19 protein-coding genes are annotated in these 20,768 nt (G+C 62.2%); 10 read left to right on the top strand and 9 right to left on the bottom strand.

The genetic code is table 11. From position 1 onward, the window contains the following. Positions 1–14: 14 nt before the first annotated feature. The gene (gene infC, locus G9U53_RS31190; RefSeq protein WP_003944008.1) at positions 15–707 is read right to left on the bottom strand and encodes a translation initiation factor IF-3; all 693 of its coding nucleotides are present in this window, start codon (positions 705–707) and stop codon (positions 15–17) included. A gap of 369 nt (positions 708–1,076) precedes the next feature. Between infC and G9U53_RS31185 the strand changes: the two genes are divergently transcribed. Beyond that, positions 1,077–1,445: a DUF1844 domain-containing protein gene (locus G9U53_RS31185; RefSeq protein WP_007736262.1), complete on the top strand. Its 369-nt coding sequence runs from the start codon at positions 1,077–1,079 to the stop codon at positions 1,443–1,445. A 1-nt stretch (position 1,446) separates the two neighbouring features. Further along, positions 1,447–1,863, top strand: coding sequence for a DUF1801 domain-containing protein (locus G9U53_RS31180; RefSeq protein WP_003944044.1), 417 nt, complete (start codon positions 1,447–1,449; stop codon positions 1,861–1,863). A gap of 5 nt (positions 1,864–1,868) precedes the next feature. Here the strand turns inward: G9U53_RS31180 and G9U53_RS31175 are convergent, their stop codons facing one another. Beyond that, on the bottom strand, positions 1,869–2,579 hold the full coding sequence (locus G9U53_RS31175; protein ID WP_047270467.1) for a WYL domain-containing protein: 711 nt from the start codon (positions 2,577–2,579) through the stop codon (positions 1,869–1,871). 80 nt (positions 2,580–2,659) lie between these two features. On the opposite strand from G9U53_RS31175, the gene G9U53_RS31170 reads away from it, so the two are divergent. Next, positions 2,660–3,367 (top strand): alpha/beta hydrolase, encoded by a 708-nt coding sequence (locus G9U53_RS31170; RefSeq protein WP_165639869.1) that lies wholly within the window; start codon positions 2,660–2,662, stop codon positions 3,365–3,367. Positions 3,368–3,439: 72 nt separating this feature from the next. Here G9U53_RS31170 and uvrA read toward each other — a convergent pair whose 3' ends face one another. Further along, positions 3,440–6,400: an excinuclease ABC subunit UvrA gene (uvrA, locus tag G9U53_RS31165; protein ID WP_024487477.1), complete on the bottom strand. Its 2,961-nt coding sequence runs from the start codon at positions 6,398–6,400 to the stop codon at positions 3,440–3,442. Between the two features lie 174 nt (positions 6,401–6,574). Here uvrA and G9U53_RS31160 point away from each other — a divergent pair, with 174 nt between their 5' ends. After that, on the top strand, positions 6,575–7,261 hold the full coding sequence (locus G9U53_RS31160) for an MBL fold metallo-hydrolase (protein WP_054187410.1): 687 nt from the start codon (positions 6,575–6,577) through the stop codon (positions 7,259–7,261). Between the two features lie 28 nt (positions 7,262–7,289). Here the strand turns inward: G9U53_RS31160 and G9U53_RS31155 are convergent, their stop codons facing one another. Beyond that, the gene (locus tag G9U53_RS31155; protein WP_225320039.1) at positions 7,290–7,856 is read right to left on the bottom strand and encodes a DUF2716 domain-containing protein; all 567 of its coding nucleotides are present in this window, start codon (positions 7,854–7,856) and stop codon (positions 7,290–7,292) included. A 245-nt stretch (positions 7,857–8,101) separates the two neighbouring features. On the opposite strand from G9U53_RS31155, the gene G9U53_RS31150 reads away from it, so the two are divergent. From G9U53_RS31150 to G9U53_RS31140, 3 genes are all read left to right on the top strand, one after another. After that, positions 8,102–9,034, top strand: a complete 933-nt coding sequence (locus G9U53_RS31150; RefSeq protein ID WP_003944048.1) for a DoxX family protein — start codon at positions 8,102–8,104, stop codon at positions 9,032–9,034. Between the two features lie 131 nt (positions 9,035–9,165). Continuing rightward, entirely contained in the window at positions 9,166–11,448 is a 2,283-nt protein-coding gene (locus G9U53_RS31145) for an ATP-binding domain-containing protein (RefSeq protein ID WP_007728751.1), read from the top strand. An 83-nt stretch (positions 11,449–11,531) separates the two neighbouring features. Then, complete coding sequence (locus G9U53_RS31140) at positions 11,532–11,993, top strand: DUF732 domain-containing protein (protein WP_003944104.1); 462 nt, start codon at positions 11,532–11,534, stop codon at positions 11,991–11,993. 1 nt (position 11,994) lies between these two features. Here the strand turns inward: G9U53_RS31140 and G9U53_RS31135 are convergent, their stop codons facing one another. From G9U53_RS31135 to uvrB, 3 genes are all read right to left on the bottom strand, one after another. After that, positions 11,995–12,447 carry a universal stress protein gene (locus tag G9U53_RS31135; RefSeq protein ID WP_003944055.1) on the bottom strand — a complete coding sequence of 151 codons (453 nt, stop codon included), beginning with the start codon at positions 12,445–12,447 and terminating at the stop codon, positions 11,995–11,997. A gap of 188 nt (positions 12,448–12,635) precedes the next feature. After that, complete coding sequence (locus G9U53_RS31130; RefSeq protein ID WP_007728746.1) at positions 12,636–13,511, bottom strand: hypothetical protein; 876 nt, start codon at positions 13,509–13,511, stop codon at positions 12,636–12,638. A gap of 45 nt (positions 13,512–13,556) precedes the next feature. Continuing rightward, on the bottom strand, positions 13,557–15,719 hold the full coding sequence (gene uvrB, locus G9U53_RS31125) for an excinuclease ABC subunit UvrB (protein WP_007728743.1): 2,163 nt from the start codon (positions 15,717–15,719) through the stop codon (positions 13,557–13,559). 86 nt (positions 15,720–15,805) lie between these two features. Between uvrB and G9U53_RS31120 the strand changes: the two genes are divergently transcribed. After that, on the top strand, positions 15,806–16,324 hold the full coding sequence (locus G9U53_RS31120; RefSeq protein WP_003944071.1) for a DUF402 domain-containing protein: 519 nt from the start codon (positions 15,806–15,808) through the stop codon (positions 16,322–16,324). Between the two features lie 4 nt (positions 16,325–16,328). Here the strand turns inward: G9U53_RS31120 and coaE are convergent, their stop codons facing one another. Then, on the bottom strand, positions 16,329–17,543 hold the full coding sequence (gene coaE / locus G9U53_RS31115; protein WP_047272286.1) for a dephospho-CoA kinase: 1,215 nt from the start codon (positions 17,541–17,543) through the stop codon (positions 16,329–16,331). 159 nt (positions 17,544–17,702) lie between these two features. Between coaE and G9U53_RS31110 the strand changes: the two genes are divergently transcribed. After that, positions 17,703–17,918 carry a hypothetical protein gene (locus tag G9U53_RS31110; protein WP_003944056.1) on the top strand — a complete coding sequence of 72 codons (216 nt, stop codon included), beginning with the start codon at positions 17,703–17,705 and terminating at the stop codon, positions 17,916–17,918. A 179-nt stretch (positions 17,919–18,097) separates the two neighbouring features. Here G9U53_RS31110 and rpsA read toward each other — a convergent pair whose 3' ends face one another. Further along, positions 18,098–19,585 (bottom strand): 30S ribosomal protein S1, encoded by a 1,488-nt coding sequence (rpsA, locus tag G9U53_RS31105; RefSeq protein WP_165639868.1) that lies wholly within the window; start codon positions 19,583–19,585, stop codon positions 18,098–18,100. Between the two features lie 337 nt (positions 19,586–19,922). Between rpsA and G9U53_RS31100 the strand changes: the two genes are divergently transcribed. After that, on the top strand, positions 19,923–20,768 hold the full coding sequence (locus tag G9U53_RS31100; RefSeq protein ID WP_007728737.1) for a class I SAM-dependent methyltransferase: 846 nt from the start codon (positions 19,923–19,925) through the stop codon (positions 20,766–20,768).

Raw genomic sequence — 20,768 nt, 5'->3', positions numbered from 1 at the left:
TCTTGGGAAATCGACTAGCTGGCCGGAGCCTCGGGAGCGGCATCGCCGGTCGCCGGTGCTTCCGGAGCTGCTTCACTGGAAGCCGGTGCGGCCGGAGCCGGACGCGGAGCAGCCTGAGCCACTGGCGCCTGAGCGCTCTCCTGCGCCTTGACACGAGTCTTGGCGCCCTTGTGCGGTGCCAGGACCATCGTCATGTTTCGGCCGTCCTGCTTTGCCGAGGTTTCGACGAATCCGAGATCTGCGACGTCTGCTCCCAGACGCTGCAGAAGGCGGTAGCCGAGTTCGGGGCGTGACTGCTCACGTCCGCGGAACATGATCGTGACCTTGACCTTGGAACCGGCTTCGAGGAAGCGAACGACGTTGCGCTTCTTGGTCTCGTAGTCGTGGTCGTCGATCTTGGGTCGGAGCTTCTGCTCCTTGATGACCGTCAGCTGCTGGTTCTTACGTGACTCACGTGCCTTCTGTGCAGCCTCGTACTTGAACTTGCCGTAGTCCATGATCTTGCAGACCGGTGGACGGGCGTCAGGAGCTACCTCGACCAGGTCGAGGTCGGCCTCAAGGGCCAAGCGGAGTGCATCTTCAACACGCACGATGCCTACCTGTTCGCCGCCAGGTCCGACCAAACGAACCTCGGGAACGCGGATACGATCGTTGATGCGGGTCTCAGTGCTGATGGGGCCTCCTAGGTTGAACGGTGCGGTCTTCATGACCGCACGCAGCCCGTACCGCCCGCACCCCAACAAAAAAGCCCCGCTGTGATGATTGCTCATCCGCGGGGCCCGATGTCGACCGATCACATAAGATCCAGCTCACGCCGAAACCTATCTCCTCGACTGAGCGAGGAACCTGACGAAGAATGATCTCCGATAACAGGTGACCGGAACCACTGAACTGCAGTTTCACCTGCCGCGCAGAGGTGGGAGTCGGACTCCACTTGCTGCCCCCGAACAAGTCGGAGGCGGTCGTTGCAACAAGAGTAACAGGTCGCCACAGATGAAAGAAATCGGTGCCGCTCCCAGTACTGCCGGGAGAGGCCCGATTCAACACCGTCACGGCCTGATGGAATCCTTACATCCATGAGTGAGAACTTCGAGGCAGAACAGAACACCGACGGCGCGAACCCCGACGTCCGCGAACTCTCCGAAGTTCCCGCGGTCGAGGTCATCAGCCGTGCTGCAGTGATGCTGATGAGTTCGGCTGCCGAAAAACTCGGCCTCTCCGACGCCGATCCGTCTTCCAGCCCCTACCTGGACCTCGACGAAGCGCGTCGCGTCATCACGGCACTTGCCGGACTCGTGACTGCGTCGGTCGAATACCTCGGCCCTCATGCCGGACCCATCCGTGAAGGCCTCCAAGCCCTGCAGCGCGCATTCCGTGAGGCCTCCTCGCACCCGGACGAGCCAGGAAAGGGACCGGGCGAGAAGTTCACCGGTCCGGTCTACTGAGTTGGCAACCGCCAACAAGACTCAACCGACGCCCGAGGACGTCGACGCATTCATTTCACGCGTCGACGACCGCAAACGCGCCGACGCCGTGGAGCTGATCTCCCTGCTGTCGGCCGCAACCGGCGAGCCTGCTGTCATGTGGGGCTCGAGCATCATCGGATTCGGGGCACGGCACTACCGATATGCGAGTGGCCACGAAGGTGACACCCCACTGATCGGGTTCTCCCCCAGGGCCACCGCGCTCACGTTGTACTTGTCGCTGAACTTCGACGACTATACCGACACGCTCGCTCGCCTCGGCAAGCACAAAATCGGCAAGGGCTGCCTGTACGTCAAACGGCTGAGCGACGTCGATATGACGGCCCTGACCGAACTGATCACGGATTCCGTTGCCGCAGCCCGCAACATGATCGACTGAGTCACTCACCTACGGGGAGAAACAGGCCGAGCGTCTTCGGGCGGTTGCCCGAAGACGGTCGAATCGCGTGGTGTGAAGTGATCGTTCGTCAGCGTGGCCCGACGCATTCGATCGAGTCGAAACCACCGCACCGCGTCGCGCTGGCGACACCAGCCGATGAGAAACCACTGCCCACGGTCCTGCGCCAGAATGTGCGGCTCAACTGCCCGCACCGTCTCCGCACCGTCCCCATCCACGTAGTGCAACGACACGACGCGACTCTGCTCGAGACCCTGCTCGACGGCCTGCCGGTTCGCGCGCGAATCCGTCAGAGCCCCGCCGTCACCGCGAATCCACACGCGGCCACCGAGCTCCGCGACCTTGCGACGACTCTCCTCGTCCATCACATCGAGCAGTTTCGCCAGCGCTGCTCGCCCATCCGGCGCAAACGGAGCATCACCCATCGCCGTCAAGGCCAACGCGATCGAAACTGCTTGCGGAACAGTGAAATTCACCGGCGGTAGCGTAGCGCGACCCACGAGTCGGTAACCACCCCCGGGGCCTGAGCGCGCTTCGATCGCCGCACCCGACATCATCAGCGTCTCGATATCCCTCTTGATCGTCCGGGTGGTGACACCGAATTCCTCGGACAATCGGGAGCACGTAGTCCCTCGATCGCCCTGTCGCCGAAGTTCCTCGACGAGAGCATGCAATCTCGCAGCTCGATTCACGTTCACCAGTGTCTCAGATTCCGATACCAAACGGTGACATAATTGGTGACACTCTGTTGTCACCAACCCGGGTGCACTGTGAGTACATGAAAACTCACATCGTTCTTGTTCCCGGATTCTGGCTCGGTTTATGGGCTTGGGATGCAGTACTCCCACACCTCGAACATTCCGACACCCGCGTGACCAGCCTGACACTGCCCGGGCTCGACGCAGTGGACACAGATCGATCAGCGGTCACCTTCGACGCTCACGTCCGTGCAGTCGTCGACGCCGTATCGGACTCCGACGAGCGCACGGTCTTGGTCGTACACAGCGGCGCCGGCCCGGTGGGGTACGCCGTCACCGATCGCATCCCGGATCGCGTCGCTCGGATCGTCTACGTCGACTCGGGCCCCATGCCCGACGGCGCGGCGCTGCGACCGGATCTGGCCGCTGACGTCGTCGAGATACCGCTGCCGACGTGGGCAGAACTTGAAGCAGACGGCAGCAGCCTCGAAGGACTCGACGAGAAGGCTCTCGAGGCGTTTCGCGCCAACGCCGTCCCCGAACCGGCCGGGCCGGCGCGTGAGCCGATTGTCCTGACGAACGAAAAGCGCTACCAGGTGCCGTCAACCGTCGTTTGCAGCACGTTCCCGTCCGCGGTGATTGCCCAGATGGCCGACGGAGGTCATCCCATGGCCGCCGAACTGGCGAAACTCCCCGTGACGTACGTCGACCTCCCGACCGGCCATTGGCCGATGTGGTCGCGCCCCGAAGACGTCGCCCAGGTGATCCTCGAGGCCGCCGCTTCCTGATCGACAAAGCAGTGATGCCGGATCGGATTCCGACCCGGCATCACTGACCGACTTCTACTTGCTCACCTTCTACTAGCTCACGGAAGCAGCTTTCTTCCGTGGCGCCGCCTTCTTTGCGGCAACTGCCTTCGTCGCACGCTTCTTGGTGATCGGCTTGGCCTTGACCGGCGCGTGCTGTGCGGTGAGAACCTCACTGAGGAACTTGCCCGTGTAGCTCTCGGGGACCGCGGCAACGTCCTCCGGGGTACCTTGCGCCACAACGGTTCCGCCGCCGGATCCACCTTCGGGCCCCATGTCGACGACCCAGTCCGACGTCTTGATCACGTCGAGGTTGTGCTCGATCACGATCACGCTGTTGCCCTTGTCCACCAGACCGTTGATCACGATCAGGAGCTTGCGGATGTCCTCGAAATGCAGACCCGTGGTGGGCTCGTCGAGGATGTACACCGTGCGACCGGTGGACCGCTTCTGCAATTCGGCGGCGAGCTTGACGCGCTGCGCTTCACCACCGGACAGAGTCGGAGCCGGCTGACCCAGTCGGACATAGCCCAGGCCGACGTCGACCAGCGTCTTGAGGTACCGGTGAATTGAGGTGACCGGCTGGAAGAACTCGGCTGCTTCCTCGATAGGCATGTCGAGTACCTCGGCGATCGACTTGCCCTTGTAGTGGACCTCGAGCGTTTCGCGGTTGTACCGGGCGCCGTGGCATACCTCGCAGGGCACGTACACGTCCGGCAGGAAATTCATCTCGATCTTCAGCGTTCCGTCGCCGGAGCACGCCTCGCAGCGTCCGCCCTTGACGTTGAACGAGAATCGGCCGGGCTGGTAACCGCGGACTTTCGCTTCCGTGGTGGCCGCGAACAGGGTTCGGATCTTGTCGAACACGCCGGTGTACGTCGCCGCGTTCGATCGTGGAGTCCGGCCGATCGGAGACTGATCGACCTGCACGAGCTTGTCCAGCTGATCGAGACCGTTGATTCGTGTGTGACGCCCAGGTACCTGGCGTGCACCGTTGAGCTTGTTCGCCATGACGGTCGCGAGAATGTCGTTGACCAACGTCGACTTGCCCGAACCGGAGACACCGGTGACAGCGGTGAGAACACCCAGCGGGAAACTCACGTCGATGCCGTCGAGATTGTGCTCGCGAGCTCCGACGACCGTGACCTGGCGTTTGCGGTCCACCGGTCGACGAATGGCCGGAACCTCGATGAAGCTACGACCTGACAGGTAGGCGCCGGTCAGAGATTCTTCACACGTCAGCAGTTCTTCGTATGGCCCGCTGTGGACGACCTTGCCGCCGTGCTCGCCGGCGTACGGTCCGATGTCGACTACCCAGTCGGACGTGCGGATCGTGTCTTCGTCGTGCTCGACGACGATCAGCGTGTTGCCGAGGTCGCGCAAGCGCGTCAGGGTTTCGATCAGTCGTCGATTGTCACGCTGATGCAGGCCGATGGACGGCTCGTCGAGTACATACAGCACGCCGACGAGTCCGGAACCGATCTGCGTTGCCAAGCGGATTCGCTGGGCCTCGCCACCGGACAACGTGCCAGCGGCACGCGAGAGGGAAAGGTATTCCAAGCCGACGTCGAGCAGGAACCCGAGTCGTGCCTGAACTTCCTTGAGGACCTGACCCGCAATCGCCTCTTCGCGCGAGCCGAGAGTGAGGCTGTTCAAGAAGTCCGCGCAATCGGAGATCGACAGTTCACAGACCTCGGCGATGGACTTACTGCCGAAGTCCCCAGCCGCGATAGTTACCGACAGGATTTCCGGGCGCAGGCGAGCACCACCACACGCCGGGCACGGGGTGTCGCGCATGTACCCGTCGTACCGTTCCTTCATCTGATCCGATTCGGTCTGCTCGAGCCGGCGATGCAGGAACGGCATCACACCTTCGAACTCCGCGTAGTAAGAACGGGTACGGCCGTACCGGTTCTTGTACCGGACGTGAACCTGCTCCTCGCTGCCTTCGAGGATTGCTTTACGGGCCTTCGCCGGCAACTTGTTCCACGGCGTCTTCATGTCGAATCCGAGAATGTCGCCGAGGCCGGACAGCAAACGTCCGAAGTACTCCGAACTCTGGCCCATCGACCACGGCGCGATTGCTCCGTCTTCGAGACTCAGGTCGGGATCGGGAACCACCAGATCCGGGTCGACCTCCTTGCGGATACCGAGGCCGGTGCATTCCGGGCAGGCGCCGTAGGGCGAGTTGAAGGAGAACGAGCGCGGTTCGAGATCGTCGATCGCGAGTGCGTGGCCATTCGGGCAGGCCAACTTCTCGGAGAAACGACGCTCACGATCAGGTGCATTTTCTTCACGGTCGACGAAGTCGAGGACCACGATGCCTTCAGCCAAGCGAAGTGCGGTCTCGACCGAGTCGGTCAGGCGCTGCTTCGAACTCGCCTTGACCTGCAATCGGTCGACCACTACTTCGATGTCGTGCTTTTCCTGCTTCTTGAGCTTCGGCGGATCGGCCAGCGAATGGACGACACCGTCGACGCGCACTCGCGAGTAGCCCTGGGTGTTGAGCTGATCGAAGAGATCGACGAACTCGCCCTTACGAGTACGGACCACTGGTGCGAGGACCTGGAACTTGATGCCCTCCTCCATCTCGAGCACCTGGTCGACGATCTGCTGGGGCGTCTGACGTGCGATCTTCTCACCACACACCGGGCAGTGCGCCGAACCCGCGCGGGCATAGAGAAGTCGGAGGTAGTCGTAGACCTCGGTAATGGTGCCCACCGTCGAACGGGGGTTGCGGTTGGTCGACTTCTGGTCGATCGACACCGCAGGAGACAATCCCTCGATGAAGTCCACATCCGGCTTGTCCATCTGACCGAGGAACTGACGCGCGTATGCCGAGAGCGACTCGACGTAGCGGCGCTGACCTTCGGCGAAGATCGTGTCGAACGCGAGGCTGGACTTGCCGGAGCCGGACAACCCGGTGAAGACGATCAGGCTGTCTCGCGGGAGGTCGAGATCGACTCCTCGCAGATTGTGCTCACGCGCACCCCGCACGATCAGGCGATCCGCCACACCAATTCCCTTCATTGTCAATCGTCCGGGGCCGTCCCCCCGGAGAAGTCTCGAGTGGCCTCGCAAACGCGAGTCCTCGAGCGATCGTCATCGTAGGCCGAGCCACCGACACGTTTTTCTCACCAGGCGAGCCCATCGCTCTACCTGCCCCTATTCGAAGGTAGCCTGCGTTTCATGACGAATCAGCCCATCGTGATCGACGACTCCTACACCGGTCAGGTCTCCCCCGATTCTGCCCCTCAGCGGCGCACAGTCGAAGGCGCCGTCATCACGAAGATGTCGGTCGGCCCCATGGACAACAACACTTACCTCGTCGCCTGTTCCACGACCGGGAAATCTCTCCTGATCGATGCGGCCAACGAAGCCGAGAAGATCATCGCGCTCATCGAACAGGAAGCACCTGTTTTCGATTCCATCGTCACCACCCACCAGCACGGCGATCACTGGTTGGCCCTCGAAGACGTTCACGCCGCAACCAAGGTGCCGACCGCCGCGCACCCCCTCGACGCAGAGGTCCTTCCCGTCACCCCGGACGTACTCCTCGAAGACGGCGACAAGGTGACCGTTGGCAACTTGAGCCTCGACGTCATTCACCTGTCCGGCCACACGCCCGGCTCCATCGCGCTGGCTCTCACCGAACCGAGCGGACAGGTTCACCTCTTCACCGGCGACTCACTCTTCCCCGGCGGAGTAGGCAAGACCGCCGACCCCGAGAAGTTCACTTCTCTACTCGACGACGTGGAAAACAAGCTGTTCGGAAGGTACGACGACGCGACCGTCGTCTACCCCGGGCATGGCAAGGACACGACGCTCGGCGCCGAGCGCCCGCACCTGGCGGAGTGGCGCGAACGCGGTTGGTGACGTTTCACCTGTTCCATACTGGACCCCGCTAACCGACTTGGCTGTCGACCTGTTCACCGTTGACTCGAAGTCGCGGAAGCCAGGTCGACAGAGTCCGGCCCAGTCCTTCGACCATCCGTTCCCCGAACACACACAGCGTGCGTTCCCACGGATGGCCGAAGGTCCCTTCCGTGAAGTCGTCCCGACTGAATATGTAGTAGTCACCGTTCGGATAGACCGGGACACGCCACTCCGCAAGCTCCTTCGCAGCAGCATGTGCCTCCGCGTCGAAGGTGTAGCCCGGATGCTGCCAATCCAGAACAACGAAGTTGGGATCGTCGTTCCAATCGGTGACAAAACAGCGCAACGCTTCGGCGTTGATCGCATCCACGCGAGCGGCCCACGCCCCGGGAGTCGCAGCTGGCGCCGCACCCAAATCGAAGACCACGGACGGGATGGGCTCGGCGATGGCGGGCCAAGATCGTGCGTCGATGCCGGGCGTGAACCCAAAGCGGTCACGAAAGACCGCCCAGTTTCTCTCGTTCTCCTCGTCCGACAGCTGTCCCCAGCCGGTGGGAAGGGTCGAGCCGAAATTCTGAGTCATCTTGGTGGTCACAACACCATCGTGCTCGAACGGTGAGCATACTGTGACACCTTCGAACACGCCGTATGCGGACACGCGGTAACGGATGCTTCAGAACGGTGTGTCCGGATCAGTGGAGAAGTCATCGTCGCAGTACAGCGCGCTTCGGCGACCAGGAATCCGGCGACCGGGCCAGGCGTGCCGGGATCGCCGAACCGGACCAATTCCTTGTGAGATCGCTAGGGTGGAAAACGAACCTACATCGGGAGGCTTGAAACATGCTGGTACGTCGAATTGCTCGTCCACTGCTTTCCACGATCTTCATCGCCGGGGGAATCGATGCTTTGCGCAACCCTGCTCAGCGAGCAGCCAAAGCGTCACCGCTGATCGACAAATCCGTCGAGACGCTGCCAGGAGCAGTGACGCAGAAGGTGCCTGCTGATCCGGAAACACTCGTCAAGATCAACGCCGCCGTCCAGATCGGCGGCGGTGCCCTGCTGGCCACCGGCAAGGCGCCGCGGCTCGCGTCGTTGGTGCTCGCGGGGAGCCTGGTACCGACCACGCTTGCCGGTCACGACTTCTGGAACGAAACCGATCCGTCACTGCGAGCGATGCAGCGCACCAACTTCATCAAGAACGTCAGCTTGCTCGGCGGACTGATGATCGCCTCCGTCGACACCGAGGGCAAGCCGTCGCTCGGCTGGCGCGGCCGTCGCGCCGCGAAGAAAGCCCAGGCGTCTATCGCCGCGGCACTTCCATTGGTCGCATCGCAGACCGATCACACGAGCGATCGCGTCGAGCATGCTCTGTCGGTGGCATCCGAACGCGGTTCCGAGCTTGCCGAAACCGCGAAGGCACACGGCACGGATTGGCTCGAACTTGCGAAGGAGCGCAGCTCCGAGTTCGCGGAGATCGCGAGCAAGCGAGCCGCGGAATTCGGAGAGGTCGCCAAAGAACGCGGCCCGGACATCCTCGAAGTCGCGCAGAAGCGCGGCTCCGAACTGGCCGAGACCGCACGCGAGCGCAGCGCCGAACTGGCAGAGCTGGCGAGCAAGCGCAGCTCCGAGTTCGCCGAACTCGCGCTCGAAAAGAGCAACGAGTGGGCCGAAACGGCGTCGGAGCAGACCGAGGTGCTGGGTAAGCGTGCCCGAAAGCGCGCCGAGAAGGCGCTCGAAAAGGCTCGCGCCAAGAAGGACGAATTGACGCACTGAGTGCACCGAAAACACGGTCAGGCCACCTTCGGGTGGCCTGACCTGTATCTATGCGGCAGTTCATCTGGGGGAACTAGACTGTCTTGGCGCTTTTGCAGCGCGTGAATTTCTCATCAAGCCTAGGAGATCCTTTGCCCGACGCGGACCCGTCACTGAACGAGCAAGAGCTCGAGCAGCAGTACGTGACGATGTTGTACTCCCGTCTCGACGATCTTCGAAAGTATGCCCAAACTCGCTTGAGCACGGTGCTCCTCGAGACCGGCGGAACCCCGCAAGCACGCAGTGAACGCGAATCCTTCAATGCCATGTACACCGAAGATCTCGCCAAGTACGACGCAGCCGAGAACGGAATGTGTTTCGGACGCATCGACTTCGACGACGAGCGACGCTACGTCGGCCGACTCGGAATTCTGGACACCGACAACGACTACGAAACGCTACTGCTCGACTGGCGAGCTCCGATGGCACGCCCGTTCTATCTGGCGACGCCCGCGGCACCTGAGGGCGTCAAGCGACGACGCCATATCCGCAGTCGGAGCCGAACAGTCACCGGAATCAACGACGAATACCTGGACCTCGACGCTGCCCGAGCCGCCGGCGTGGTGACCGAAGCCGGTGGCGTCGCCGGTGAGAGCGCACTCCTGGACGCTCTGAACGCAGCGCGTACGGGTCAGATGAACGACATCGTCGAGACCATTCAGAGTGAGCAGGATGCCATCATCCGCTCCGAGCACAAGAGCGTTTTGGTCGTCCAGGGCGGTCCGGGTACCGGTAAAACCGCAGTCGCCCTTCACCGTGCCGCCTTCTTGCTCTACACCTACCGTCAGCAACTGGCCAAGGCCGGTGTTCTCATCATCGGGCCGAACGCGACGTTCCTCGACTACATCAGCCAGGTCCTTCCTTCACTCGGCGAGACCGGAGTTCTGCTCTCGACGATCGGGGACCTGTATCCCGGAGTGCGTGCGACTCGTACGGATTCCCTCGCCGCCGGTGAGATCAAGGGTTCCCTCGCGATCCTCGACGTACTCAAGAACGCCGTCCGGGATCGGCAGGAAGTTCCGTCGAAGCCGATAACCCTTCGATTCGACACGTACGACTTGAAACTGGATCGCAAGACTGTCACGAAGGCGCGCGGGCGCGCTCGGTCGTCGCGTCGCCCACACAACCTGGCGCGCCCGATCTTCGTGGCAGCAGTCATCGAGGCGTTGGCACTGCAGATGGCCGAACTCATCGGCGGAAACCTCGTCGACGGTGGGTCACTCCTCAGTCGGGACGACATCGCCGACATTCGCGACGAGATGCGTGAGGACCCTGACATCATGTCCGCCATCGGAAAGCTGTGGCCCGAATTGTCGCCGCAGCAAATCCTCGCGGAACTGTGGACGTCGCCGGCGAGGTTGGCCAAGGCAGCGCCGCAACTCGACGACGCCCAACGCGACGAGCTTCTGCAGAGCGTCGGACCGGGTTTCAGTGCGGCCGATGCTCCCCTGCTCGACGAACTGGCCGAGATTCTCGGCGTCGACGACGCCGCCGAACGCGAACGCGCACAACGTGAATGGCGCGCGCAGATCGCCGACGCCCAGGGCGCCCTCGACATCCTCACCGGGTCTGCACCACAGGATCTCGAAGACGAGATGGATCCCGAGATCTTGATGGCGTACGACTTGATCGACGCCAGCCAACTCGCCCAACGCCACGATCAGGGCCAGCGCCAGACCACGGCAGAACGCGCTGCCGGCGACCGAACCTGGACCTACGGTCACGTGATCGTCGACGAAGCCCAAGAGCTCTCCGAAATGGCGTGGCGAATGCTGATGCGACGCATACCGAATCGCTGGATGACGTTGGTCGGCGATACAGCTCAGACCGGTGATCCCGCGGGAACTTCGTCCTGGCAGAAGATTCTCGAGCCTTACGTCGCCAAGCGCTGGAAGCTCACCGAACTGACCGTCAACTACCGAACTCCCTCGGAGATCATGGATGTCGCGCACCGTGTGCTCGAAGAGATCGACCCGGAGCAATCCGTGCCCCGGTCGGTACGCGACAGCGGATTCGCGCCGTGGGCGCTCAAGACCACGGCCGAAGAATTGGAATCGACCGTGCGCCGTTGCATCGAGTCCGAGTCGCATCCCGGTATCACCGCAGTGATCGCCGGTTCCGAGGTCGTTGCCGATCTGGCGGGCATTGCGAGTGACACCGTAAGCGTCCTGTCCGTCAAGGACGTCAAGGGACTCGAGTTCGACACAGTGTTGATCGTCGAACCTGCCGACATTCTCGACGAGTCACCACGCGGAATGAACGACCTCTACGTCGCATTGACCCGCGCTACCCAGAGGCTCGGCATCATTCACGTCGAGTCGCTCCCCTCGGTTCTCGACGGCGTCGAAGCAGCAGAGTTGGCCTTCGATTCGTGAGCATCACGGAGTAGGTTCGTGCGTGACACCACGAATGGTGGTGTCACTCCAATTTGTGTCGACGACTGAAGGAATGACCCCTCGTGCTTGGCCTGCCCGCAAGTTCCGCCGCACCCATCCGCAAGATCGCTCGCGTGGTGATCGGCGTCGGGATGCTTGCGGCGGTGACAGCCGGTTGCTCAGAGGATGATTCGAGTTCGACGGCTGCTGCAGGCAGCGACGACATCGCTGCTGTTGCTGCCGCACCGACCGAAAAACCGGTAGACGAGGCAGAAAGGCTGCGGGCGGCGCTTGCGTCTACCGGGGTCACGCCCGCCTTTTCCGACGACATGTTGCAGGCGCTCGGTGACGGCGTCTGCCAGCAGCTCGCAGCCGGAACGGATCGAGCGATGATCATCGCGAATCTGCGGGCGGTATCGCTGAACGGAGCAAGCGAACCAATGGTCACCTCCGGAAACGGCTCGGCCGCATCGACAACACCCCCCAGCGCCGATCAACTGGCTGAAGTGTTCGTCGATGCGGCCGAGGCCGACTACTGCCGGTAGTTCAGCGAACGGTGTGCACGATCAGGACATCGGACGTCGCCTTGCGAGCGGCATCGGAAGGCACCGATCCGAGTAGACGCCCGGTCAACGTGTTCAATCCGCGATTTCCGACGACCAGCAAGTCGCCCTTCACCTCGTCGAGCAAAGCGAGAAGCGATTCGACGGGAGCGCCGACGACGGCGCGCTCGACAACATCCTTTGCCCCCTGGGCATGTGCGCGCTCACGAGCGGTGCGAAGGATCTCGTAGGTCGGAGCGGAACCGGTGACCTGGTAGGCCTCGTTACCCAACGCATCAGCGGCAGCGCTCACGTCCTTGGGATCAGCCGGGTAGTACGCACACGCGATGACGAGCTGAGCGTCCGAGCCACTGGCAATGGCGGCAGCTCTGTCGACTGCCTTCAGTGACGACTCGGAGCCATCGGTTCCTACGACAACGGTCCGGTAGGCACTCATTCATTCCTCCATGGTTACGGGACGGACGGTACGGCCGGCACCGGGCGCAACGCTGTTGCGCCCGCTCGACAACCGCTGCGCTGACATTAGCGGGATTGTGCCGCGGATAGTGTTATTTGCAGTACACGCCACAAGCCCACAGTGAATGTGATTCTTCGTCACAGACACATTTGTTCGGTGGTGACCACTCAGCGAAGTTTGCCAAAGCGGGGCCCGAACAGCGCCGCCGGAAATACTTCCTGCTCGACCAGGGCGGTACGCCACGGCGTCGCCAATTCCAGCAACCGCTTGGCACCCTCCTCACCCAGCGCATCCCACGGAGCCAAAGCGAGGTCGTCCGTCAGGTCTTCGACGACGTCACGCAAGTCCTGCCCGTCCTCGGTCAGCGCACCGGACGAACGATCCAGCAGTTCGCGGTCCTTCAAACTCTCGACGGCCTCGTCCCACTGTTCCTGCGACCATCCGCGACGAGTCTGCGCGAATTTGCGCTGAAACCCGATTCCCGTCGCGGTGTGCGTGATCAACGCGTCCAGGCCGTTCAATCCCGCGGTCTGAAGGGCCGCAATGTGGCCGTCACCGCGATACTCACGCAGCAGTGTCAGCGCGTGCCAGAAACGCAGGTGCGGCTCGGCCGGCCAGTCGAGCGACGCCCAACCCGCGTACAGAGGGCGGCCGTCCACTCCAGGAATGTTCTGGGCAGCGATCGACACGAGTTCGGCGGCCTCGGCCATGTCCGCCGATCCTGTCACGTCTGCACCGAACAGGCGGACGTACGCCGCGTCGATTGCCCGATACCGCGCGGCGACAACCTCTGTGGGCCTCGCCAATTCCCAGGCACGTGGGATGACACTGGCGATCAATTCAGGATTGAAGTTGAAGAAGGTGGCCGTGACGACAGTCGCGGGTGGAGCGCCGAGCGGAGCTGATCGCCCGGCAAAGTACACCATTCGGCCAGGCTCCAACCCGACGCCGACAAGTTCCTTCTCCGTCTCCGGGACGAAGTACGCCAAGGAATGGAGAAGTTCGAGAGTCCGCGCGGTCTTGCCTGCAGTCTGTGCATCCATACCTGAAACCGTAGCGGTCGAAAGCACGAACGCACGCGAGGCGACCTACTTGAGACCCGCGGCGTCCATTCCTCGAAGCTCCTTCTTCAAATCCGAGATTTCGTCTCGCAATCGCCCAGCCAACTCGAACTGAAGGTCACGTGCAGCGTTCATCATCTGATCGGTGAGTTCCTTGACCAGATCTGCCAATTCGGCCCGAGGCATCGATTTGGTGTCGCGCCCCTCGTACACACCCGCACTGACCGCACGACCGGCCTCACCCTGCGCACGCCGACCACGCGTCGCATTGCGACCCGAACCACCGACGTCCACGGACGCCGCAGTGTCCTCTGCCTCCTCGTACACCTGATCGAGAATGTCCGCGATCTTCTTGCGTAGAGGTTGTGGGTCGACGCCCATCTTCTCGTTGTAGGCGACCTGCTTCTCGCGTCGTCGCTCGGTTTCCTCGATGGCCTGCGCCATGGAAGCGGTGATCTTGTCCGCATACATGTGCACTTGACCGGATACATTTCGAGCCGCTCGGCCGATCGTCTGAATGAGACTGGTGGAGCTACGCAGGAAACCTTCCTTGTCGGCATCGAGAATCGCGACCAGCGACACCTCGGGAAGGTCGAGTCCCTCACGCAGGAGGTTGATGCCGACCAGCACGTCGTACTCCCCCAGGCGGAGCTGACGGAGCAACTCGACTCGCCGGAGCGTATCGATATCCGAGTGCAGGTAGCGGACGCGAATACCGAGTTCGAGCAGGTAATCGGTCAGATCTTCCGACATCTTCTTGGTCAACGTCGTGACCAGCACACGCTCGTCACGTTCCGCTCGCTCGCGGATTTCGTGAACGAGATCGTCGATCTGTCCCTTGGTGGGTTTGACGATGACCTCGGGATCGATCAATCCGGTCGGGCGGATCACCTGCTCGACGAACTCACCGCCGGACTGACCCAACTCGTACTTACCTGGTGTCGCCGACAAGTAGACGGTCTGACCGATCCGCTGACTGAATTCTTCCCAAGTCAGAGGGCGGTTATCTGTTGCCGACGGTAGCCGGAATCCGAACTCGACCAGGTTTCGCTTGCGCGACATATCGCCCTCGTACATGGCGCCGATCTGAGGAACCGTCACGTGCGACTCGTCGATGACCAGAAGGAAATCTTCCGGGAAGTAGTCGATCAAGGTTGCGGGGGCAGTTCCAGGGCCACGGCCGTCGATGTGGCGCGAGTAGTTCTCGATGCCGGAGCAGAATCCGACCTGTTTGATCATCTCGAGGTCGTACTGCGTACGCATGCGCAGACGCTGAGCCTCGAGGAGCTTGCCCTTGCCTTCGAGCTCGGCGAGTCGCTCTTCGAGTTCCGCCTCGATGTCCTTGGCGGCACGCTCCATGCGTTCAGGGCCGGCGACGTAGTGCGTCGCCGGGAAGATACGAACCGTGTCGACCTGGCGAACGATGTCACCGGTCAGTGGATGGAGGTAGTACAGTGCCTCGATCTCGTCACCGAAGAATTCGATGCGGACCGCCAGCTCTTCGTACGACGGAATGATCTCGACCGTGTCGCCGCGCACGCGGAACGAACCTCGCGTGAACGCCATGTCGTTGCGGTTGTACTGAACGTCGACGAGCAGACGCAGGAACGCATCCCGCGGTACCTCCACACCGACGTCCAGCTGAATCGAGCGATCGAGGTACGACTGCGGTGTACCGAGGCCGTAGATGCACGACACCGAGGCCACCACGACCACGTCCCGTCGTGACAGAAGGCTGGACGTCGCCGAGTGGCGCAGCCGCTCGACATCGTCGTTGACGGACGAATCCTTCTCGATGTAGGTGTCCGTCTGGGCGATGTACGCCTCGGGTTGGTAGTAGTCGTAGTACGAGACGAAGTACTCGACCGCGTTGTTGGGTAGCATTTCCCGAAGCTCGTTCGCGAGCTGAGCCGCCAAAGTCTTGTTCGGAGCCATCACCAGAGCTGGGCGCTGCAGCTTCTCGATCAACCACGCAGTCGTGGCCGACTTACCGGTACCGGTCGCACCGAGGAGGACTACGTCCTTCTCCCCCTCGTTGATCCGTTTCTCCAGCTCGGCGATAGCTGCCGGCTGATCGCCTGCCGGTTCGTACGGGCTGACGACCTCGAAGCGCGCGTCTGAGCGCTCGATGTCACCAACCGGCCGAAACTCGGAATGCGCGACCACGGGATGTTCGGAAGCAAACGCCATGAAACCAGGGTAAGCGCACCTACCGACACAATGCCCGCTCGTCCGCGTTCAGCCGAAAATGCAGTTCGGCGGTAGGTTCTTCGACCATGAGCGAGGAACGTCCCCACATTCACCGGCCGAAGGTCGAAACCTTCGACATCGCAGCTCGCACCAACGTCGATCCCAAGGGCTTCGTTCGCCCGGTCGAGCACTACCGCGAAGAACCGTGGGGGTTGTACATGGCGCGTCACGCCGACCATCCCCGGTTTCACTACCTGGAGTCCTGGATCATTCCCGAACTCGGAATTCGGGCGTCGATCCTGCACTTCACCCCGGAACACATCCGAGACTGGGATTTCTATGTCGACATCGGCGACTTCATCCGCGGCGACCAGGTCTGGACGTCCGAGGACCACTACCTCGACCTGATTGTGCAGACCGGACGCAGCGTCGAATTGCTCGACGTCGACGAATTGCTCGAGGCGAACACCGCCGGGATTCTCGACCCGAAGACGTCAGAGCGTGCGATGCTGAACGCGGCCCGCGCTATCGAGGGCATCGCCGCCCACGGTCACGATCTCGACGCCTGGCTCACCTCGGTGGGCATGCCGGTCACGTGGCGCTGAGTGGTTAGAGGGACCAGCCTGATTTCTCGGCCCACTCCCATGCCCGGTGGAAAGCGGCGTCGAACCACGGCGTCTTGACTCCCAGGTAGGCATCGATCGCAGCGGCGTAGTCGTCGATGCCGGCGGCACTCTCGGCTGCCTTGACCTTGAGTTCGGCATATTCGGCACGCGCCGCTGCGTCGGCGCGAAGCCAGTCACGGAAGAGGATCGCGAACTGCTGACCCGGCCAACCATCCACCCGAATGTGGATGTTCGCGCGGCGCCCTGGATCGGCGCTTCCGTGAATTCGCTTCGCCCACACCGCCGGATCGGTCTCGCCACCGAGGTACGACGGTTTCGGGTCGTCGGCGACGATGTGCTCGATCCGGGGGAACCCGGCAGCGGCCAGATCTTCCGCGAGGTCGTCGGCAACGCCGAGGTGCTCGACAGTGATCTGAATGTCGATCACGTCCTTGGCATCGAGACCAGGCACTGCGGTCGATCCGATGTGATCGATACGGCGCGCGCGGTCACCGGACGCCAACGACAACCGGCCGATGATTCGTTCGGCCTGCGCCGGCCACGACGGGTCGGCTGGAGTCAGCTCGGGCAGTGCGCGCACTACCGTGCCCTCGCGGAGGTTCTTCTCGAAGGGAACAAGTCGATTCGCCCACAAGTCGCGGACCACGTCGTCGAGTGAACCCGGCTCTCCGCTGTTGTCGAGCCACACGTCGGCAACAGCACGACGCTGATCGTCATTTGCCTGCGCTGCGATGCGCGCACGAGCGTCGGATTCAGGCATGCCGCGCGAGCCCACCAAGCGTCGAACTCGTTCCTCCTCGTCGACGTAGACGATGACGACCAGATTGAATGCCGGCGCCATCGAACCCTCGACCAACAGCGGAATATCTTGAACGAGCACTGCATCCGACGGCGCAGACGAAATCTGCTCCATCGTCCGCGCACCGATCAGTGGGTGGAGGATGCCGTTGAGAGTTCCGCGTGACGTGTCGTCGGCAAACGCCAACGACGCCAGCGCGGGTCGGTTGAGGCTGCCGTCCTCGGACAGAATCCCGTCGCCGAATGCATCGACCAGAGCGGCAAGTCCCGGAGTACCGGGCTCGACCACTTCTCGGGCGATCAGGTCGGCGTCGACGATGACGGCTCCCAGTTCGCTGAGGATTTTCGACACTGTCGACTTACCGGCTCCGATGCCTCCAGTGAGGCCAACTCTCAACACACTCGACAGTCTCTCATCTCCGCGCCCGAGAGATTCAGACACGCCTACTGATCGAACACGCCGGCGCGTTCGAGGCTCAAATACCACAATTTCGGTGACCGTGCGGTTATGTTCTAGCGAACGCACCTGTACCTGCACCTTCTCGAGAAAGTGGACGCCATGCGAGCAGATCGCGACCATCACGGTCAGCACCGCCTCGGAATGCCGAACGGCGTGCACTGCATAGAGTTTCCCGAAGTTGCTTTTGCCCTGGCAGAGCACCGTCGTACGTGGTTCACGATGCTCGTGAGCCAAGGCCGACACAGCTTCGCGTCGATGCGTAAGCGCACAGCCGAAGCGACCGCCACCTACTGGGTGCCTGCTCCCGCAAACTGAGTTCTCTTCACGAAGTACAAAATGACCGGCAACCCCTCGGTGCCGGTCATTTTTGTGTTCACTCACTGAATTGATTCTTCGCTCGCAAGTGACACCTGGCAGAGAAAAGAACCCCGCCCCTGCACGTGCAGGGGCGGGGTTCTTCACAGATCTCGCCTGATCAGATCAAGCGGTAATCCTTATGCGTTGCCCGACAGCTTCTCGCGAAGTGCGGCGAGCTGTGCATCGCTGGCAAGCGATCCGCCAGCGGACTCGGCCGGAGCGGAGCCGGCAGCAGCCGGAACCTCGGCGTCGTCTGCAGCAGCCGTCTCCGAGGAGTAGCCGGCAGCAGCGGTGGCAGCCTCAGCGGCCTCGTCTGCAGCGGTCTTCTCCATCTGAGCGGTGTGCATCTTGTGGCGACGCTCAGCCTCGGCGTAGCGGTTCTCCCACTCTTCACGCTGCTTGTCGAAGCCCTCGAGCCATTCGTTGGTCTCGGGATCGAAGCCCTCGGGGAAGATGTAGTTGCCCTGCTCGTCGTACGAGTCGGCCATGCCGTACTTGGACGGATCGAACTCGGCGTTGTAATCCTCGTTGGCCTGCTTCAGCGACAGCGAGATACGACGACGCTCGAGGTCGATGTCGATGACCTTGACGAGTGCATCGTCGCCGACGCCGACAACCTGGTCCGGAACCTCGACGTGGCGCTCAGCGAGCTCCGAGATGTGAACGAGGCCTTCGATTCCCTCTTCGACGCGCACGAATGCACCGAACGGAACCAGCTTCGTGACCTTGCCGGGCACGATCTGGCCGATGGCGTGCGTGCGGGCGAACTGACGCCACGGATCTTCCTGCGTTGCCTTGAGCGACAGGGAGACGCGCTCGCGGTCCAGGTCGACGTCGAGAACCTCGACGGTGACCTCGGTGCCGACCTCGACAACCTCGGACGGGTGATCGATGTGCTTCCAAGACAGCTCGGAAACGTGAACCAGACCGTCTACGCCGCCCAGGTCCACGAATGCACCGAAGTTGACGATGGAGGACACGACGCCCTTGCGGACCTGGCCCTTCTGGAGCTGGTGCAGGAATTCGCTGCGAACCTCGGACTGAGTCTGCTCGAGCCATGCGCGGCGCGACAGGACCACGTTGTTGCGGTTCTTGTCGAGCTCGATGATCTTGGCCTCGATCTCCTTGCCGACGTACGGCTGGAGGTCGCGGACGCGACGCATTTCGACGAGCGAAGCGGGGAGGAAGCCACGAAGACCGATGTCAAGGATGAGGCCGCCCTTGACGACCTCGATGACGGTGCCCTTGACGGCCTCGTCCTTCTCCTTGAGCTCCTCGATGGTGCCCCAGGCACGCTCGTACTGAGCGCGCTTCTTCGACAGGATCAGTCGACCTTCTTTGTCCTCCTTGGTGAGGACGAGAGCCTCGACCGCATCTCCCACGGAGACGACCTCATTGGGGTCGACGTCGTGCTTGATGGAGAGCTCACGAGAAGGGATGACGCCTTCGGTCTTGTAACCGATGTCGAGCAGAACCTCGTCGCGGTCGACCTTGACGATGGTTCCTTCGACGATGTCGCCATCGTTGAAGTACTTGATCGTGGCATCGATGGCGGCGAGGAAGTCCTCGGCGGAGCCAATGTCGTTAATGGCAACCTGCGGCGAGGTGACGGTTGTGGAGGGCATATGTTGAATTGCTCCGGACGAGTTGTGGTCGGTTGATGGATTTTGTCGGACGAGATGCGCAACTGTGGCGTACAAATGTTGGAAGTACTTTGTGAAGTACTAGATCGAAGTACCCAGCTGCATCAATAACGAACAACCGAATACCGGATCACATTCCACACCGCGGAAGCGCACCGCGAGCTCCCTCGGTCCGACTGATTCCGAGACCTTGGTAAAGATCTCGTATAGACAATCGGTCGGATGACAGACACTCGCGTGAGTAAGACTACGCGTCGGCTATCTTGCCGGGCAAACCCGGGTACCCTGCGCCCGCATCACCCGTTCTACTGTGTTGTTCATGTCTGACGAGCGCCATGCCGCTGCCAATTCCATTCTCGGTACCAGCGGCGTCGGCCGAGTCCGTGTCGATTCGAGTGCCAGCGACCGCGCCAGCCGTGCGTGGTGGGACGCCGACGCCGACGATTACCACCGAACCCACGGCGAGTTTCTGGGCGTGAACAGCGCGGAAGGTGAATTCGTCTGGTGCCCCGAAGGGCTGCACGAGGGCGATCACCACTTGCTCGGCGACATAGTCGACAAGGACATATTGGAAGTGGGTTGCGGCTCGGCGCCGTGTGCCCGATGGCTCGCCGGACATGGTGCTCGGGCCGTCGGTCTCGACATCTCGATGGGGATGCTCGCCCGCGGGCAGGACGCGATGAATGCCGGCGGACCGGCAGTCCCGTTGATTCAGGCAAGTGCGGAACTCCTGCCGTTTGCCGACGAGAGTTTCGACATCGTCTGTTCCGCGTTCGGCGCCGTCCCGTTCGTTGCCGATTCGCAGCGAGTGATGAACGAAGTCGCCCGGGTTCTGCGTCCCGGCGGATCGTGGGTCTTTGCCGTCAACCATCCGATTCGATGGATCTTCCCCGACGATCCCGGGCCGAAGGGCTTGACCGCGACCCTCCCCTACTTCGACCGCACCCCGTATGTCGAGGTCGATGACAACGGAGTCCCCACCTACGTCGAGCATCACCGCACCATCGGCGACCGGGTTCGTGAGATCGTCGCCGCCGGACTTCAGGTGCGCGACATCATCGAGCCCGAATGGCCGGAGTGGTTGGACCGCGAATGGGGACAGTGGAGTCCCCTGCGCGGCCAACTCTTTCCGGGCACTGCAATTTTTAGCGCCGTCAAACCCTGA

This window comes from Rhodococcus sp. D-46, from assembly GCF_011290655.1.
Taxonomy (GTDB): Bacteria; Actinomycetota; Actinomycetes; order Mycobacteriales; family Mycobacteriaceae; genus Rhodococcus_F; species Rhodococcus_F qingshengii.
This window is presented reverse-complemented; position numbering and strand designations above follow the sequence as displayed.

Coding starts and splice junctions, on each gene's coding strand:
- rpsA (WP_165639868.1), bottom strand. CDS start 19,585: ATGCCCTCCACAACCGTCACCTCGCCGCAGGTTGCCATTAACGACATT.
- G9U53_RS31160 (WP_054187410.1), top strand. CDS start 6,575: ATGACGAATCAGCCCATCGTGATCGACGACTCCTACACCGGTCAGGTC.
- G9U53_RS31170 (WP_165639869.1), top strand. CDS start 2,660: ATGAAAACTCACATCGTTCTTGTTCCCGGATTCTGGCTCGGTTTATGG.
- G9U53_RS31120 (WP_003944071.1), top strand. CDS start 15,806: ATGAGCGAGGAACGTCCCCACATTCACCGGCCGAAGGTCGAAACCTTC.
- G9U53_RS31150 (WP_003944048.1), top strand. CDS start 8,102: ATGCTGGTACGTCGAATTGCTCGTCCACTGCTTTCCACGATCTTCATC.
- G9U53_RS31110 (WP_003944056.1), top strand. CDS start 17,703: ATGCGAGCAGATCGCGACCATCACGGTCAGCACCGCCTCGGAATGCCG.
- uvrB (WP_007728743.1), bottom strand. CDS start 15,719: ATGGCGTTTGCTTCCGAACATCCCGTGGTCGCGCATTCCGAGTTTCGG.
- G9U53_RS31100 (WP_007728737.1), top strand. CDS start 19,923: ATGTCTGACGAGCGCCATGCCGCTGCCAATTCCATTCTCGGTACCAGC.
- G9U53_RS31135 (WP_003944055.1), bottom strand. CDS start 12,447: ATGAGTGCCTACCGGACCGTTGTCGTAGGAACCGATGGCTCCGAGTCG.
- G9U53_RS31185 (WP_007736262.1), top strand. CDS start 1,077: ATGAGTGAGAACTTCGAGGCAGAACAGAACACCGACGGCGCGAACCCC.
- G9U53_RS31130 (WP_007728746.1), bottom strand. CDS start 13,511: ATGGATGCACAGACTGCAGGCAAGACCGCGCGGACTCTCGAACTTCTC.
- infC (WP_003944008.1), bottom strand. CDS start 707: ATGAAGACCGCACCGTTCAACCTAGGAGGCCCCATCAGCACTGAGACC.